The organism is Nitrobacter sp. JJSN, assembly GCF_051912485.1.
Lineage (GTDB): Bacteria > Pseudomonadota > Alphaproteobacteria > Rhizobiales > Xanthobacteraceae > Nitrobacter.
The window spans coordinates 3,934,569-3,950,276 of record NZ_CP196822.1; the positions used below are offsets into that span (position 1 = coordinate 3,934,569).

Here is a 15,708-nt window from a genome sequence, read left to right on the forward strand (position 1 = left end):
TGAAGCACTTCTGGAGAGACATGTATTTGGAGACGATGCTCTCGCATAACTTTTTTGTCGGGGGCTCGATGGGAGCGAGTTCTTTGTCACGGGTCGCCAGACGGGCGTCAAATGAAAACCCCGCCAGCAACCGCAGTCGCTGACGGGGTCTTGCATGCTTTCACCTCCGAAGAGACTAGGCACTTATCATTCCAACGCGCGCTTCTGAAAACCGTTCCTGGAACCAACATTTTATTTTCGCGTTTCATGGGCATGAAAATCACCGTTATGTGTACTGAAAGCTCAACCCGGACGTAGCGGTATTGAGGTCCGCCAAGGACGGCGTGTGATTTGATGCTTCCGGACCGCTGAATTTGACGAGAGACCGGTGCATCGTCGTTCAATGATCGGTGCGTTCGGACGCTGTTGGTAATAGTCAGCATAGGATTTCAGAATTCCGCGCAGATGCGCCCAAGACAATGATGGGCTAAACACTCGCGCCGGATCGATCTGATCTGCCGTTCGGCGAAGCCGTTCCGCCAAGGTGAAGCCGGTGCGGTAGGCTTGTCCCGAATGCCCACGGCGCGCAATCGACGTGTGACAACCGCGCCATAGATTTGGTCCCGATCGCGGATGAGATATTTTGGGGCAATCCCTTGTGTTGAAAAACTCGGCTGCTGAAGTCGGAGGCTGCCGCTGATTCATTCCGTCATGTGGACGGAGACTGAAAACGATGATGGGGCAGCGGCAGATTGATCAGGCGGCGCAAGGTTGACCGATCAGCAATACAGAATAGCCAGCTAGATGTCGTGCGGTTGCAACATAAAAGTAGAAAATGACTGACGCTCGCAACTGCGAATAGAATGTAGGATGGCCGCGTTTCGGAGCGATAGCCATCCTTAGACGCAGGCAAGCTGCCAAACCCCCTTGTGAATATCGAAGCGGACCGCGCCGTCGTCACGCATCTTCAATAGCAGCGACTGGCAGTCGTCTTGACTTCGAATGTTGACCCTCTTCATAACCTCGAAAACCTTCAGCGGTTTTTCGCCCAAGGCTTCCAAAATCCTCTGTCTATCAGTCTGCATTGTGTTCCTCGGATCGCCGTAGCCAACGTAGCGCGATCGATGATCGCGACGCAAGCTTCGCAATGGTTGAACTGGATACCGAAGATCATCCAAAGGACTGCCGTGACTAGAACTCGCTGTGTGTGCCGAAAACCTCATCCGAGTTGATGATGTGACGGAATCGCCTAAGCTGGTGGAATTTTGCTCTGGACAACAACGTCAAGGACTTCGCCTTCGGCATCGACGGCACGTCATAGATAGACCAAGCGGCCATCGATCCTGATAAACACCTCATCGAGATGCCAAGTCGAATGAGGCTTGGGCCGGCGTCGTTGAAGGTCAGCTGCGATCGTAGGTCCGAAGTATCTCACCCAGCGGCGCACCGTCGCATAGGACACCATGATTCCGCGCTCAGCCAACAGGTTCTCGACTGAGGGTAAACCGGGCATAGAGCCAGACGGCCTGCTGAATAATCATGGATTGGAAGCGATATCCGGCGTAGCTGATTTTGCTCATGATCGACACTTATGACCGCAGATCAGCGCCGGCAAGCTTAACAACGTGACAATGCCGCCCACGGCAATAGGTGGATCACTTCGCGGCTTTCCGGAAGTTCGCTTAGGGGCCCGAGAACCGTGGTATTCCTTAAGTCAGAAGTCTTTTCGATTATTCGCTTTAGCCCGGCAGCAACAATGTCTGCACCAGACGACGATCTCCGCGACCTCAAAGAGAACCGTCGCCGCAAACGCCGGAACTCGCTGCTACTACTTCTCCTCGCCGGACTGCTGGTGTTCGCCGCCGCCACGGTCGGATTGCATTACGCCTTACGGCCGGTCACGCTTCGGATTGCGGTTGGTCCGCCTGGAAGCGATGATCAGAAGCTGATCCAGGTAATGGCAGAAACCTTCGACCGCGACCGAGGTGCAGTGAGGCTGTCTCCCATCGTCACGGAGGGAGCGGCGCAAAGCTTGACTCTTCTCGGTGCCTCCAAGGCAGACCTTGCTGTCGCACGCGGCGATCTGGATATGCCCGGCGAAGCCGAAGCGGTCGTCATCGTGCGCAACGACGTGGTCGTGCTGTGGCGGCCTTCCGGTCTTCCTGGCAGGGTCTCAAAAAAACGAAGGGCGTCGAAAATCAAGGCCATCGACGAACTCGAGGGCCATCGGCTCGGCGTGATCGGCACGACGCAGGCTAATATCGCCTTGCTACGGATGATCCTGACTGAATCTGGCGTTGCCCCCGACAAGGTCGCGGTCACGCAGTTCGGCACCGACCAGATCGAAGAGTTGGCGGGAGACCCGAGCCTGGATGCCTATATGACGGTCGGTCCGGTGGGCAGCAAGATCACCGCCGACGCGATTGCCGCGACGGCGCGCACCAGAGGTGAACCGAAGTTTCTCCCGATCGACGTCTCAGAAGCGATCGCCCTGAAGCATCCACTCTATGAATCCGAGGAAATTCCGGGCAGCGTCTTCAATGCGAAGCCGGCATGGCCGGATGACAAGGTTGAAACCGTTGGCGTGAGCCACCTGATCGTAGCGCGAAAATCTTTGTCAGAGACCACGGTCGCCACCCTCGCCCGGCAAGCGCTTGCCGCTCGCCATAGGCTGGCCAGGGAAGTACCGGGCGGCCCCCACATCAAAAAGCCGGACACCGACAAGGACGCCGCGCTACCCGTGCATCGCGGAGCTGCGGCCTATATCGATGGCACTGAACGCACCTTCCTGGATCGGTACGGCGATTACTTCTGGTTCGCTCTCCTGCTTCTCTCCGGTATTGGCTCGGCCGGCGCTTGGTTGCGTCAATATCTCAAGCGCGACGAGCGGGAAGAAATCACTGAATTCCGCAGCAGGATCATGATAGTGATCTCGAAGTTGAGCACTGCGCAATCGGTCGAGGCATTGCTGGTAATGCAGCGCGACGTGGACGCTATCATACGCAAAACGCTCGAGTGCCACGATGATGGTGCCATCGACGAAGAAGACCTCGCAGCCTTTGGACTAGTGCTCGAACTGTTCGATCATGCAATTGCCGACCGCCGCGCCGTCTTGGAAGCGGGACCGCTCGAACCGCCGCGCCTTCACGCGCGTTGAGGCAATTACCGCTATGGGAAAGCTTTTCGCGTTTGGCCGCGCTGCCGCGGTTGGGAAATGATATCTGTGTTTCGGCGCCGGGTCTCGACCATGGTCGGCGAGGGGTTCCAACATTCCAACTCAACGGAGTCAATGGGCTGAAGGGGTCTCCATAATGCCGGTGGGGGTCATTTTTCGATCAGCATTCACAGCCATGCAAGAGTCCGAAAATTCCGGTGAAGCCATCGCTGCGTGGTTAAGCGCGCAGTCCCGCACCGCACCGACGCCGGGCTTCGGTCCCTGCAGGTCATGAGTATGCCGATCGAACGATATTCAACCGCTAACATTGTTTCGCGCGGGTTAGCATTGATCTGAACAAGGCTCCGCGTTGCGTCGCGAGCGGAGTCAACTTCGCCGCGGGAGCATGAGTTAGAAATGCGCCGAGTAACCGTCACTCAGCGCGCTGGCTTCGCGTTATCAGACCGGTAGATATCTGTTACAGCATCGTCGATCTCCTGGTTGAAGCGGCCGTACTGGGTGCAGCAAGAAAAAGAAGGAAGTAGGCTGACAATAACCCGCAATTGAAAGGTGTCGATTGATACACCATGCAATGTTAAGCTTGAGACTGGCGGTCAAGATGTTAAGCCGAGTTCCAAGCCGTGATGATGATCAACTGGTTTAAGGTTCCGACCAACCCACGCTTGGCTTGGCTTTATTTTCTGATTTTTGCTGGAACATACTCGGGGCTCTGCGTTTTCGGTGCTCGCACCGCAAACGATAACGTCTTGTCGCTGATTTGGCCGGCCAACGCATTCATGCTCGGTATGCTCGTGCGCTTTCCTTTATTGGCGCTTCCCCTGGGCTGGGTCGCTTGTCTTGCCGGATTCACAATTGCGGTCCCCATTATGGGGTACGGGCTTATGACAAGCGCGGGTCTGGCCGCATATAATTTCGGCGTTGTGGCCATCGGCTATGTCTTGCTATCCGGGGTCGATCGGGCCGACCAGCGTCTCCAGCGTCTAACTTCGGTTTTCTATCTTCTCTTTGCGGTGGGCGCCGCGTCCTTATTCGCCGGCATTGTCGGCTCAATCCTAGTCGGTCCTTTATTCTACGATCCGGCAGCCGTAAGCTCTTTTCGATACTGGTTTTCGGTCGAGCTTTTAAACCAGCTCGCTTTTTTGCCGATGGTTCTGTCCTACCCGGAAGGCCGTAAGTGGGGGCGGCGGCAACTGCCGCAGCTGACCGTTCACGATCAAGCGCCGATTATTGTGTTTGTCCTCTCGGCCGTCACGGGAATCGTTTTCGGAGGAGCGGGGGCCCTCGCATTTCCCGTACCTGCTCTTCTCTGGTGCGCAACGTCTTATCGCGTGTTTCTGACGGCCTTACTGACCTTTGTATTCTGCATATGGGTGATCATGGCGACAACGTTGGGTTACATTGACGTATCGCACGTCGATCAATCGCTAGTGCTGTCGATCAGCATGGGGGCTGCACTTATCTCTCTAGGCCCTCTCATCATCTCCACGACCACTGCGACAAGAAGTGAAATCCTTGACCAGCTAAGGCATCTCGCGACCGAGCGTGAGATTGTGGCCAATGAACTCGATCATCGGATCAAGAACCTGTTTGCGCTCGTCAACGGGCTGATCAACCTTTCGGCGCGTGGCAAACCCGAGATGAAACCGCTGGCAGACACACTAACAAGTCGGCTCGGGGCATTACACCGTGCGCATGGTCTCATTCGCACCGAGACCGCGTCGTCGGGCGCCAGGGAGGCTCTCACTTCACTAAAAGAAGTCATCGGCGTTCTGCTTCGGCCCTATGAGGGGGCTGAAGACAAACACGTCGTGGTCGATGGCGATGAAGTGTTCATCAATGGTGGAATCATTACTCCGCTGGCTCTCGTTTTCCACGAACTGGCGACGAATTCGACCAAGTATGGCGCTCTGAGTGATCCAGACGGTTCCTTAAGCGTCCATATCAGTCGCGGCGGAGACGACCTGCGTATCAAGTGGACCGAGAGGGCCCCTGTGAAGAAAGGCTATGCTGATACCGCGGACAGTGGCTTTGGTTCGAAGCTTCTGGATCTTATAATCAACGAACAGTTGCAAGGAAGCTATGCCCGCATCTGTACCGAAGGCGGCATGGATATCGAGATCATTCTGCCGGGCAAATTGTTTAGCGACGTCCCATCCAATCCCTCCATCCTCTCATCGTAGAGGACTTCTGGGTGTGCTGGATGCTGAAGCGGCTTTTCGGTATCCAGGGCGAGGAGTCGCCGGGGCTTGTCTTCAAGGGCGGCACATCACTCTCGAAGGGTTACAACGCGATCCACAGATTCTCGGAAGACATCGATCTGTCTTTCGACCGCGCCGATCTCGGCTATGACGGAGACCGCGATCCAGAAGCCGCATCGTCGCGGAAGAAGGCGCAGAAACTGATCGACGATCTAGTGGCCGACGTCGAAAAGCATATCGAAACCGTCGTGCTGCCGCGCTTGAGCGCCGCCATCGAGTGCGAATTAGGGCCCGCAGAGGATGCCGGCTGGAGCTTGGAAATCGAGTCGGGGCACCCGCAGAATTTGATCTTCGATATCCTGACGTTGGCTTGGTCTTGTAAGCGCGCGGAAGCGGCCGACGGTCCGGCTCGATCCACGGGCCATCCTTCGGCCCTTCAGGGCCGGGAGTAGTCACCTGATGCCACGCCCGATCTTCGACTTTGGGAAACGTTAAGGCATTCCGTCATACCACTGCCGGGGGCCTGTCTCCCGGATCAGTATGTCCAGAACATCAAGGCGTTTCGCCTCGCACCTGCGCCGCTGGCGGCGCCGCGGAACGCGGGCGTGTCAGAAGATCGCCACAGCGCCACGATCTGTCCGGATCGCGGGCGCTGTGGCGGTCGTGCTCGCCACCGGCGTGACAGCGAACCTCATTTATCAGATAGTCCGTAAACCGGCCGAGTTGTTCTTCTTCATCGGTCACAGACTCGACAAGGAGCCCGCCGAGACGTGGCGGCATTACGGGCAATTGTTTCGGACATATGCGACCCGCTCGATCTCGCCGGAATTGTTGGCCGCGCTCGCTCAAGTGGAGAGTTCAGGCAATCCGGTGGATCGGACCTATTGGCGCTGGCAGTTCAGTTTCAATCCTTTCAAGATCTATCAGCCGGCATCCAGCGCCGTCGGCCTATTCCAAATGACCGATCCTGCCTATTCGGAGGTCGCACGTTTCTGCATCCGAGCAAGATTGGTCGAAGATACTGGTTGTGGTTTCGGCCCCTATATCCGCGTCATACCCAGCCATGCCGTCGAGCTGGCATCAATATATTTGGACCGGAACGTAGCTGCCGTCCTCACCCGGGCGGGCAACGTACCGGCTAACGAGCGGCAAAGGCAGGATCTTGCCGCCTTCATCCATCTCTGCGGCGGAGGCCCCGCCACCGCATACGCACGACGTCACTTCCAGATGAATGCTACCGAACGATGCGGGGACCATCTCGTTGCGGCGTACATCTTCAAGGTCGATACGATGAGACGACGATTTCAACGCCTTGCCGCCAACGACGTGTGAATAGGCGTCGGAGAGTGACCCCTCCCGCGCCAAGCAGATCAATAGCTTAGCGCGCCGATCGGCGTCCGGACCCCGCGCCGATTAACAGTCTGCAGTAATAGCCGGAGGTCGTGGTAGCCGGGACGGCAACCATGCGTGATGAGGCCGATCATTCATGATTATTTTTGTCTCGTTCAATTCCTGGCGGCGCGAAGATCGCGTTCGCGTAGGATGGCCTCGACCAGCCGGCGCAGTCGGCGGACCGAGTCGCCGCGCCAATGGGTGGCGACGGCCATTCGCTCGGTGCCATCGGGTGACCCATCTGTTGTCGAGACCACGTTCGCCGACGAGGTCGGCGGTCACCGCCGGCAGCAGCGCGTCGAGATCGTTCGCGGTCGGTTTTGGGAAGGTGATGACTCTGAACCTATCGCGGATTGGCGATGGCAACGGATCGAGGCTGTTGGCGGTCGCGATATAGTTGACCTGGCTGAGATCGAGCGTGATCTGTAGCGCAGGATCCGGATAACGGGCATTGGTTTCGGGTTCGAGGAATCCGAGCAGGCAGTCCCACAGCCGGCCGTAGTCGCTACGAGTGCCGGCCTTTTCGAGCTCATCTAGCAGGACCAGCGGATTGGCGTGTTTCGCCCGGCCGATCGCCAGGAACGGATGACACGGTTCTGCCGAGTACCAGCGCCTGTCGGTGCCAGCGAAGACGGCGCCATCGGAGCGTGAGGCATCGGTGCGCCACACGCTCACACCCAGCACTTCGCCAAGCCGGCGCGCAAAACGCGTCTTGCCGCCGCCGGGATCGCCGACCAGCAGCAGCGGCCGCAGCCGCACCGTCGCCCGGCCGACCAAGTCGGCAAGCACGAAGTCGATGACATCAAGAGCATACGGAAATTCGAACATCAGGATCTCACGTACCTGATGCAACGGCGGCGACTTCACCAGCGGGAGCGTGACGTTGATCACCGATTTGAGCGGACCGATAATATCCTTTAGCTTGATATTCTTCATCTCCTCGTCGGTGAGACGGGCGACGACAAGACGATCTTCCGGAACAGCCACACGAGGGGCCGCGGTCTGGCTCTCGACGTCGTTGGCTTTCTTCCTCTGCTCTGCCTGTTTTTCTTCCTTTTGCTTCGCCCTGTCCTTGACCAGCTTCCAGACCGAAGCCTTGGCTGCCTCGACCCGGTGCTCCGCCATTTGCGCACCAACAATATCCGCGGCGTAGGCTGCAGACTGGTCATAGCGGCTCAACAGATGGCCGCAGGTGGGAAGTGCCGCCCAGCCAAAACAGAACCGCTCGAGGTCCGAGCACAGCTCCTCGTCATCGCAGCTGCGCGCAAAACCGACGAATGCGATCAACAGGCTCTTGGCCGCGCGCCGGTGTTCGCCAAAATGACAGATGTCGGTCGGCACCGGCAGCGATAGCAGCCGCACGCAATCGGCCAAGGATCGCAGATCCGTCCGATCTTCACTAACCGCCAGACGATCGAGCTCGCTGGCAAGCAGCAGGCCGGCATGATCCACTCGCGCATTGTTACGGTAGATGCCCTTATGCGGATTGCAGAAGCGATGTGGGCGGAAGCACGCGGCCCTTAGGGTAACGCTTATGGTAACACTCGGTAACAACGAGCGTCGAACCTGACTAAGTCATTGATCTAATGGCGCGCCCGAAGAGATTCGAACTCCTGACCCCCAGATTCGTAGTCTGGTGCTCTATCCAGCTGAGCTACGGGCGCGTTTGTCGCGGAAATCGCGGATAAGCGAACAGCAACTGCGTTCGGAGACAGGCGTCTCGAAGGCGCGCCATTGCTAACGGCTCCCGGTCGGCTTTGCAAGCGGCGCGGCTACACGGACAGCGCCGCACGACGAGAAAATACCATGGGATCACCTCGGTGACCGGGGACGAGGGCGCGCTTGCTAACCTTCTGGCAGAAAGGCGAAATCCTGAGGCTACGCGCGCGCGCGCTGATCCCGTATCGTCTGCAACTCCACCGGGCGATCCGGAATCGCGATCCGGAACGTCGCGCCGATAGTGCCTTCCACGAGATTGATGTCGCCGCCATGCGCACGCACCAGTTCCGCTGCGATCGCAAGACCGAGGCCGCTGCCGCCAGGGCGGGCCGACCCCTGGAAAGCCTCGAACAGATGGTTGCGCGCCTGTTGCGGAACGCCCGGGCCGGTGTCTGACACCTCGATGATTGCGACTGCGCCTTCGCGACGGCCGGTGACCCGGATCTGCCGGGTCGCGGCATCGCTTTGCGGCTGACTTTCCAGGGCCTGTGCAGCGTTGCGCGCGAGATTGAGCAGAATACGAAAGAGTTGATCCGGATCGGCATCGATCGTGAGGCCACGCTCGATCGCGTTGATCCAGGTGATCGACCCGTCCGTCGCAAGCCCTGCCGACTCGCGCACTTCGTTGACGACAGGCTCGATCGCCATCATCCGCCGGTCGGGGGCTGCCTCCTGCGCGCGGCCGTAAGATAATGTCGATTGGCAGAACGCGATGGCGCGCTCCAGCGAGCGCATCAGCTTTGGCGCAAACCGCTGCACCCGCGGATCGGGCACGCTGGCCAACTGATCGGACAGCAATTGGGAGGACGCCAGCAGATTGCGCAGATCGTGATTGATCTTCGATACCGCGAGGCCGAGTGCGGCGAGCCGGCTCTTTTGATGCAGCATCGACACGAGATCGCGCTGCATGTCCGAGAGTTCGCGCTCGGCGACGCCGATTTCGTCGCCGCGCTGCGACGGCACGATGATCCGCGCCGAGCTCTCGGGATTTTGGTGAAAGCCGACGAGATTTGCGGTCAGGCGCCGCATCGGGCGGACGAACAGATAGTGCAGCGCCAGATAGACCAGCGCCGCGGTCAGAACCGCGATCGCCAGCGAGACCAGCAACAGGTTGCGCGAAAAACGGTACATCGACTGGCGCAGCGGCTCCTCGTCCGTGACGACTTCGATGAACTGCGCGCCGCGCGGCCCCGGTCCGATGATGCGGATCGCCTGGTTGCCGCTCTCCAGCATGGTTTCGAACGAGCCGACAATGGCTGACCACGGCGTCATGGTGCGCATGTCGATGTCATGGTCGATCGCTGCCGGCAGATCCGCGCTGGCGAGCAGGCGGCGTTGCTGGCCCATCTTGATGGCGACAGCCCGCGCGCCGATGCTGCCGAGAATTTGCCGCGCGAGCGAATCGGGCACCATGCCCGACGGCGCTGCATCGAGTACCAGCGCGGCCGTGTTCGCGGCCGCCAGCCGGTCGTTGAGCCGGTTCATCCGGTAGTTGGCGATCGAAGGAACGTAGATCAGGACTTCAGCGATCATCACCAGCGGGATCGTCAGCAGCAGGAGCTTGCCGGACAGGCCGAGCCGGCCACGCAATGACAAACGCGCCGCCCGAGCCCGGAGTTGTTCGATCGCCTGTGACACGACTGCCCTCCGCGGGACCTGCGGCAAACTGACAGTGATCCGCACTTGTTCCGAACCGGTCGCTGGTACCGACGTCGGGGAAACTGCTGGAACACGTATAATAATATAGGCCCGGCGCGAGATTTGGCCAATTCGGCCGGACCAGGGAAACGCTATAGGGCAAGATTGACGAAAAGAGGCCGCTCCCGTATAAGCCGCGCCAACTGTCCGCAATGGTCCGGTTTTAACCGGGGCGGCTCGTTCGGGCCGAAAACGGCTTGGTTTGGGTCGGCATTACCGGACTTAACCTCAATATCAGGCGACTTGCCCGGTCAGCGGAGATTCCCCGTGAAGCGGACTTATCAACCCAGCAAACTGGTGCGCAAGCGCCGTCACGGCTTTCGTGCCCGCCTCGCGACCACCGGCGGCCGGAAAGTTCTCGCCGCGCGGCGCGCTCGCGGCCGCAAGCGCTTGAGCGCCTGAGCAAATATCCCCCGAGATATCATCATGGATCGGTTGAGGCAGCGGGCGGACTTCCTCGCCGTTGCCAACGGGCTGCGGGTGAATACCCCCGGCTTCGTGGTACAAAACCGCCGCCGCGAGGATGACGGTCCGATCCGGATCGGCTTCACGGTGACCAAAAAGAATGGCACTGCGACCGAGCGAAACCGCATCCGCCGCAGGCTTCGCGAATTGGTGAAGCGCGTGGACGCCGTATCCATGCGACCGCACAGCGATTATGTGGTAATCGGCCGCCGTGCTGCGCTCAATCGCGGTTTCGTCGTCATGCTCGATGATCTGCGTTCGGCGTTCCATCGTCTCGATCGCCAGCATCCAGGATGATCGCGGCGTCAAGATCGGCGGCATCAACGGCGCATCAAGCTGCAACCCGAACCGAGTGACGAGACCTGAACGATGTCTGAAAACCGCAATACCATCCTCGCCATCGTTCTGTCGGGCCTTATCCTGATCGCCTGGCAATATTTCTACAATATCCCGCAGATGGAAAAGGATCGCGCCGCGCAGCAGGCGCAAAGCGAGGTGGCCAAGTCTCAGACCGAGCCGGCGACAAACTCGCCCGCGCCCGATCACGCGGCAGCGGAGTCCGCGGTGGTCGCCCGAGGCGTTGCCGTTGCCGGCACGCCGCGGGTCAAGATCGACACCTCTCGCCTGAGCGGAAGCATCTCGCTGAAGGGCGCGCGTATCGATGATCTTTTGCTGACCAAGTTCCGCGAGACGGTTGATCCCGCCTCGCCCGCGATAGAGCTGTTTTCGCCCTCCGGCACCGCCGCTCCGTATTATGCCGAATTCGGATGGGTTCCGGGTACCGGATCGACCGCACGAGTGCCGGACCAGAACACGGTGTGGCAGCAGGAAGGGTCGGGTGTGCTGACGCCATCCACCCCGGTCACGCTGAAATATGACAACGGCGAAGGGTTGACGTTCCGTCGCACCATCGCGGTGGACGACCACTACCTGTTCACGATCAAGGATCAGGTCACGAACGTCGGCAACGCGCCGGTGACGTTGTATCCATTCGCGCTGATTTCACGTCACGGCACGCCGGCAGTCTCCGGCTACTACATCCTGCACGAAGGCCTCGTCGGGTATCTCGGCGACCAGAAGCTGCAGGAATATTCCTACAAGAAGATCGACGAAGCCAAATCGGTGAACTTCAAGGTCACCAACGGCTGGCTCGGCATCACCGACAAATATTGGGCCTCGGCCCTGCTGCCCGACACCAGTGCGGCATTGCAGGCGCGCTTCTCGTCCAATCAGACCGGCTCGGTCAAGACCTACCAGACCGATTATCTGCAGGATGCGCAGACCATCCCGATCGGTGGCACCGGTTCGGCAAATGCTCGCCTGTTCGCCGGCGCCAAGGAAGCCAGCGTTGTCGGCATCAATTTTCCGTTCGTGCAACTCGGCGGCTACAACAAGCAACTCAGCCTCAACCATTTCGACCTGCTGATCGACTGGGGTTGGTTCTACTTCATCACCAAGCCGATGTTCCTCGCGCTGGATTTCTTCTTCCACCTGTTCGGCAATTTCGGCATCGCGATCCTGCTTGTGACGGTGCTGGTGAAGCTGATCTTCTTCCCGCTCGCCAACAAGTCCTACGCCTCGATGGCGAAGATGAAGGCGGTCCAGCCGCAGATCAACGCGCTGAAAGAGCGCTTCCCCGACGACAAGATGAAACTGCAGCAGGAGATGATGGAAATCTACAAGAAGGAGAAGATCAACCCGATCTCGGGTTGTCTTCCGGTCGTCTTGCAGATTCCGGTGTTCTTCTCGCTCTACAAGGTGCTGTTCGTGACCATCGAAATGCGTCACGCGCCATTCTTCGCCTGGATCAAGGACCTGTCTGCGCCCGATCCGACCCACATCTTCAATCTGTTCGGGCTGCTGCCCTACGATCCTTCGCTGGTGCCGTTGCTCGGCCCCTATCTCGCGATCGGTGCGTGGCCGATCATCATGGGCATCACGATGTGGTTCCAGATGAAGCTGAACCCGACGCCGCCGGACCCGACCCAGAAGATCATCTTCGACTGGATGCCGGTGATCTTCACCTTCATGCTCGCGGCGTTCCCGGCCGGCCTCGTGATCTACTGGGCCTGGAACAATACGCTATCGGTGCTCCAGCAGAGCTTCATCATGCGCCGCAACGGCGTGAAGGTGGAACTGTTCGACAACGTGAAGTCAACGTTCAGCCGCAAGCCCTCCGACAAACCGGCGAAGACGACATAGGCTGATCTTCGCCTCGCCGTCATCGCGGACCGAGCCATGCCCGGCGCGAACGTTTCTGAAACGAATCGCTCAGCGCAAGGTCGGCAAGAGCCGATTTTGTCGCGAGCTCGCAATGACGCCTGTGAAAGCCCACGCATGATAACGGCCACCGATGCGGAGCTGATCGAGCGGGGCCGCAAGCTGTTTGCCGGCGACTGGCAATTCATCTGGGCCTCGCCGTCGATCGAAACGCTGCCGCCTATGGCTGGCGTCGAGGTCGCATTCGCCGGACGTTCCAACGTCGGCAAGTCTACCCTGATCAACGCGCTGACCGGCCGCAACGCGCTGGCGCGGACGTCCCACACGCCCGGTCGCACCCAGGAGTTGATCTTCTTCGAGGGTCCGAAGGATCCCGATGTCCGGCTGGTCGATATGCCCGGCTACGGTTTTGCGTCGGCGCCGAAAGCCAAGATCGCGTCGTGGACGTCGCTGATCCATCAATTCCTGCTCGGCCGGGCGACCCTTGCGCGAGTCTATGTGCTGATCGACTCGCGCCATGGTCTCAAGGACATCGACCAGACCATTCTGACCACGCTCGACAGGTCCGCGGTGAGCTATCAGATCGTGCTGACCAAGGCCGACGAGGTGAAGGCCGCTGAGATGGCGGAGCGTGCTGATGCGACCAGGACGCTGCTCGCCAAACATCCGGCGGCGTTCCCGGATGTGCTGGTCACGTCGTCGCGCACGGGCTACGGAGTGCCGGAGTTGCGCGCCGCCATGGCCCGCCTGATTGGAGAGCATCAGCGATGACGCAGTTCGGCTGGTTTCGGATCATCGTCTTTGCGGCGGGGCTGATGGGCGCCGCCGGCGTCATCCTGGCTGCGGTCGCGGCGCACAAGGCGGGCGGCACCCTTCTGCCCGCAGCCTCGTCGATGCTGTTGTTTCATGCGCCTGCCGCGCTTCTGGCGACGCTTCTGGCCGATCGGCAGATCATTCGCCCGCGCCTTGGCCTCGCGGCCGCCGGCGGCTTTGTCGCAGGCGCGACCTTGTTCAGTACCGACCTGACGGTGCTGCAATTCCTCGGTCACCGGCTTTTCCCGATGGCGGCCCCGTCCGGCGGAACGCTGATGATCCTGAGCTGGTTTTTACTCGCGATCGCTGCCGTCTGGCCTCGTGCCGCGACTCGCACCTGACAGCCGGGATACCGATCCAGAGCGGCTTTGCGGTCCTGTCGCCAATCGGCTAGTGGAGTGGATGTAACGCTCCATCCCGCCGGCCAAGAGACCCGCTTCATGTCCGACACCTCCCAAATCAGCCCGCTCGATCAGGCCCGCATCCTGTCCGAGGCGCTGCCGCATATGCAGCGGTATGACGAGGAAACCATCGTCATCAAATACGGCGGCCATGCCATGGGCGCGGAGGATGTCGCCCGGCAGTTTGCCCGCGACATTGTGTTGCTGGAGCAGACCGCGATCAATCCGGTCGTTGTGCACGGCGGAGGCCCGCAGATCGCCACCATGCTGCAACGGCTCGGTATCAAATCGGAATTTGCGGCGGGCTTGCGCATTACCGACGCTGCGACCATCGAGATCGTCGAGATGGTGCTGGCCGGTTCGATCAACAAGCAACTGGTCGGCTACATCAATGAAGCCGGCGGCAAGGCGGTCGGTCTCTGCGGCAAGGACGGCAACATGGTCACCGCCTCCAAGGCGACGCGCACCATGGCCGATCCCGATTCGAACATCGAGAAGGTTATCGATCTCGGCTTTGTCGGCGAACCCGAAAAGGTCGACCTGACGCTGCTGAACCAGCTGATCGGTCATGAACTGATCCCGGTTCTGGCGCCGCTGGCCACCTCAAAAGGCGGCCAGACCTTCAACGTCAATGCCGATACCTTTGCAGGCGCGGTCGCCGGCGCGCTGAAAGCCAAGCGCCTGCTGCTTCTGACCGACGTTCCCGGCGTTCTCGACCAATCGAAGAAATTGATACCGGAGCTGTCGGTCAAGGATGCGCGCAAGCTGATCGCCGACGGGACCATTTCGGGCGGCATGATTCCGAAAGTCGAAACCTGCATCTACGCGCTCGAACAGGGCGTCAGCGGCGTCGTCATCATCGACGGCAAGACCCCCCATGCGGTGCTGCTCGAGCTCTTCACTGACCAGGGCACGGGAACGCTGATCCACAAGTGACCGAAGCGCGACAAAGGCCGCAACGCGGCTTCGGCCACATCGACACCTGGGTGTTCGATCTCGACAACACGCTCTATCCGCATCACGTCAACCTCTGGCAGCAGGTCGACGCGCGGATCGGCGAATACATCGGAAAATTCCTCGACGTCGATCCGGTCGAGGCCCGGCGGATCCAGAAGGATTACTACAAGCGCTTCGGCACCAGCATGCGGGGCATGATGACGGAGCACGGCGTTTCCGCAGACGACTATCTCGCTTACGTCCATCGGATCGACCACTCGCCGCTCGAGCCCAATCCGGCGATGGGCGCGGCGATCGAAAAGTTACCCGGCCGCAAGCTGATCCTTACCAACGGCTCGACTGCTCACGCCGGCAAGGTGCTGGAGCGGCTCGGCTTCGGCCATCATTTCGAGGCCGTATTCGACATCATCGCCGCCGAGCTGGAGCCGAAACCGGCCCCGCAGACCTATCGCCGCTTTCTCGAACGGCACCGCGTCGATGCCGCGAACGCCGCAATGTTCGAGGATCTGGCGCGCAACCTGGTCGTGCCGCATCAACTCGGCATGACCACGGTTCTGGTGGTGCCGGATGGGACGCAGGAGGTGGTACGCGAGGACTGGGAGCTGGAAGGACGTGGCGCGCCGCACGTCGACCATGTCACCGAGGATCTGGCCGGGTTTCTAGCCGGGTTGACGACCCGGTCGGCTTGACA

General features: G+C 59.9%; 15 protein-coding genes, 1 tRNA gene and 1 pseudogene. 11 read left to right on the plus strand and 6 right to left on the minus strand.

Features of this window, described 5'->3' with window-relative positions; genetic code table 11:
• Positions 1-428: 428 nt before the first annotated feature.
• The 3 genes and pseudogenes from ACSZOQ_RS19100 to ACSZOQ_RS19110 all read right to left on the minus strand — a co-directional run.
• On the minus strand, positions 429-560 hold the full coding sequence (locus tag ACSZOQ_RS19100; RefSeq protein WP_439923935.1) for an integrase core domain-containing protein: 132 nt from the start codon (positions 558-560) through the stop codon (positions 429-431).
• A gap of 318 nt (positions 561-878) precedes the next feature.
• Positions 879-1,064: a hypothetical protein gene (locus ACSZOQ_RS19105; protein WP_439923936.1), complete on the minus strand. Its 186-nt coding sequence runs from the start codon at positions 1,062-1,064 to the stop codon at positions 879-881.
• A gap of 233 nt (positions 1,065-1,297) precedes the next feature.
• A pseudogene (locus ACSZOQ_RS19110) lies at positions 1,298-1,559 on the minus strand (IS6 family transposase); the annotation flags it as partial.
• A 176-nt stretch (positions 1,560-1,735) separates the two neighbouring features.
• On the opposite strand from ACSZOQ_RS19110, the gene ACSZOQ_RS19115 reads away from it, so the two are divergent.
• The 4 genes from ACSZOQ_RS19115 to ACSZOQ_RS19130 all read left to right on the plus strand — a co-directional run bounded on the left by ACSZOQ_RS19115 (position 1,736) and on the right by ACSZOQ_RS19130 (position 6,684).
• Entirely contained in the window at positions 1,736-3,136 is a 1,401-nt protein-coding gene (locus ACSZOQ_RS19115) for a TAXI family TRAP transporter solute-binding subunit (protein ID WP_439923937.1), read from the plus strand.
• 641 nt (positions 3,137-3,777) lie between these two features.
• On the plus strand, positions 3,778-5,334 hold the full coding sequence (locus ACSZOQ_RS19120; RefSeq protein ID WP_439926144.1) for a sensor histidine kinase: 1,557 nt from the start codon (positions 3,778-3,780) through the stop codon (positions 5,332-5,334).
• Positions 5,335-5,354: 20 nt separating this feature from the next.
• Positions 5,355-5,804 carry a nucleotidyl transferase AbiEii/AbiGii toxin family protein gene (locus ACSZOQ_RS19125; RefSeq protein ID WP_439923938.1) on the plus strand — a complete coding sequence of 150 codons (450 nt, stop codon included), beginning with the start codon at positions 5,355-5,357 and terminating at the stop codon, positions 5,802-5,804.
• A gap of 88 nt (positions 5,805-5,892) precedes the next feature.
• Positions 5,893-6,684 carry a lytic transglycosylase domain-containing protein gene (locus ACSZOQ_RS19130; protein ID WP_439923939.1) on the plus strand — a complete coding sequence of 264 codons (792 nt, stop codon included), beginning with the start codon at positions 5,893-5,895 and terminating at the stop codon, positions 6,682-6,684.
• A gap of 81 nt (positions 6,685-6,765) precedes the next feature.
• Here ACSZOQ_RS19130 and ACSZOQ_RS19135 read toward each other — a convergent pair whose 3' ends face one another.
• The 3 genes from ACSZOQ_RS19135 to ACSZOQ_RS19145 all read right to left on the minus strand — a co-directional run bounded on the left by ACSZOQ_RS19135 (position 6,766) and on the right by ACSZOQ_RS19145 (position 10,101).
• Entirely contained in the window at positions 6,766-8,196 is a 1,431-nt protein-coding gene (locus ACSZOQ_RS19135; protein WP_439923940.1) for an AAA family ATPase, read from the minus strand.
• 135 nt (positions 8,197-8,331) lie between these two features.
• Positions 8,332-8,408, minus strand: a tRNA-Arg gene (locus tag ACSZOQ_RS19140).
• A 214-nt stretch (positions 8,409-8,622) separates the two neighbouring features.
• Positions 8,623-10,101, minus strand: a complete 1,479-nt coding sequence (locus ACSZOQ_RS19145) for an ATP-binding protein (protein WP_439923941.1) — start codon at positions 10,099-10,101, stop codon at positions 8,623-8,625.
• 327 nt (positions 10,102-10,428) lie between these two features.
• Between ACSZOQ_RS19145 and rpmH the strand changes: the two genes are divergently transcribed.
• The 7 genes from rpmH (at position 10,429) to ACSZOQ_RS19180 (ending at position 15,706) form a co-directional block, all read left to right on the plus strand.
• On the plus strand, positions 10,429-10,563 hold the full coding sequence (gene rpmH, locus ACSZOQ_RS19150; protein ID WP_006609582.1) for a 50S ribosomal protein L34: 135 nt from the start codon (positions 10,429-10,431) through the stop codon (positions 10,561-10,563).
• Positions 10,564-10,587: 24 nt separating this feature from the next.
• Entirely contained in the window at positions 10,588-10,923 is a 336-nt protein-coding gene (rnpA, locus tag ACSZOQ_RS19155; RefSeq protein ID WP_439923942.1) for a ribonuclease P protein component, read from the plus strand.
• 72 nt (positions 10,924-10,995) lie between these two features.
• The gene (gene yidC / locus ACSZOQ_RS19160; RefSeq protein ID WP_439923943.1) at positions 10,996-12,828 is read left to right on the plus strand and encodes a membrane protein insertase YidC; all 1,833 of its coding nucleotides are present in this window, start codon (positions 10,996-10,998) and stop codon (positions 12,826-12,828) included.
• A gap of 135 nt (positions 12,829-12,963) precedes the next feature.
• Positions 12,964-13,617 (plus strand): ribosome biogenesis GTP-binding protein YihA/YsxC, encoded by a 654-nt coding sequence (gene yihA, locus ACSZOQ_RS19165; protein WP_439923944.1) that lies wholly within the window; start codon positions 12,964-12,966, stop codon positions 13,615-13,617.
• Positions 13,614-14,000 carry a DUF423 domain-containing protein gene (locus ACSZOQ_RS19170; RefSeq protein ID WP_439923945.1) on the plus strand — a complete coding sequence of 129 codons (387 nt, stop codon included), beginning with the start codon at positions 13,614-13,616 and terminating at the stop codon, positions 13,998-14,000. The genes yihA and ACSZOQ_RS19170 overlap by 4 nt, the downstream gene beginning before the upstream one ends.
• Positions 14,001-14,099: 99 nt before the next feature.
• Positions 14,100-14,996: an acetylglutamate kinase gene (gene argB / locus ACSZOQ_RS19175; protein WP_439923946.1), complete on the plus strand. Its 897-nt coding sequence runs from the start codon at positions 14,100-14,102 to the stop codon at positions 14,994-14,996.
• Positions 14,993-15,706: a pyrimidine 5'-nucleotidase gene (locus ACSZOQ_RS19180; protein WP_439923947.1), complete on the plus strand. Its 714-nt coding sequence runs from the start codon at positions 14,993-14,995 to the stop codon at positions 15,704-15,706. The genes argB and ACSZOQ_RS19180 overlap by 4 nt, the downstream gene beginning before the upstream one ends.
• Positions 15,707-15,708 lie beyond the last annotated feature (2 nt).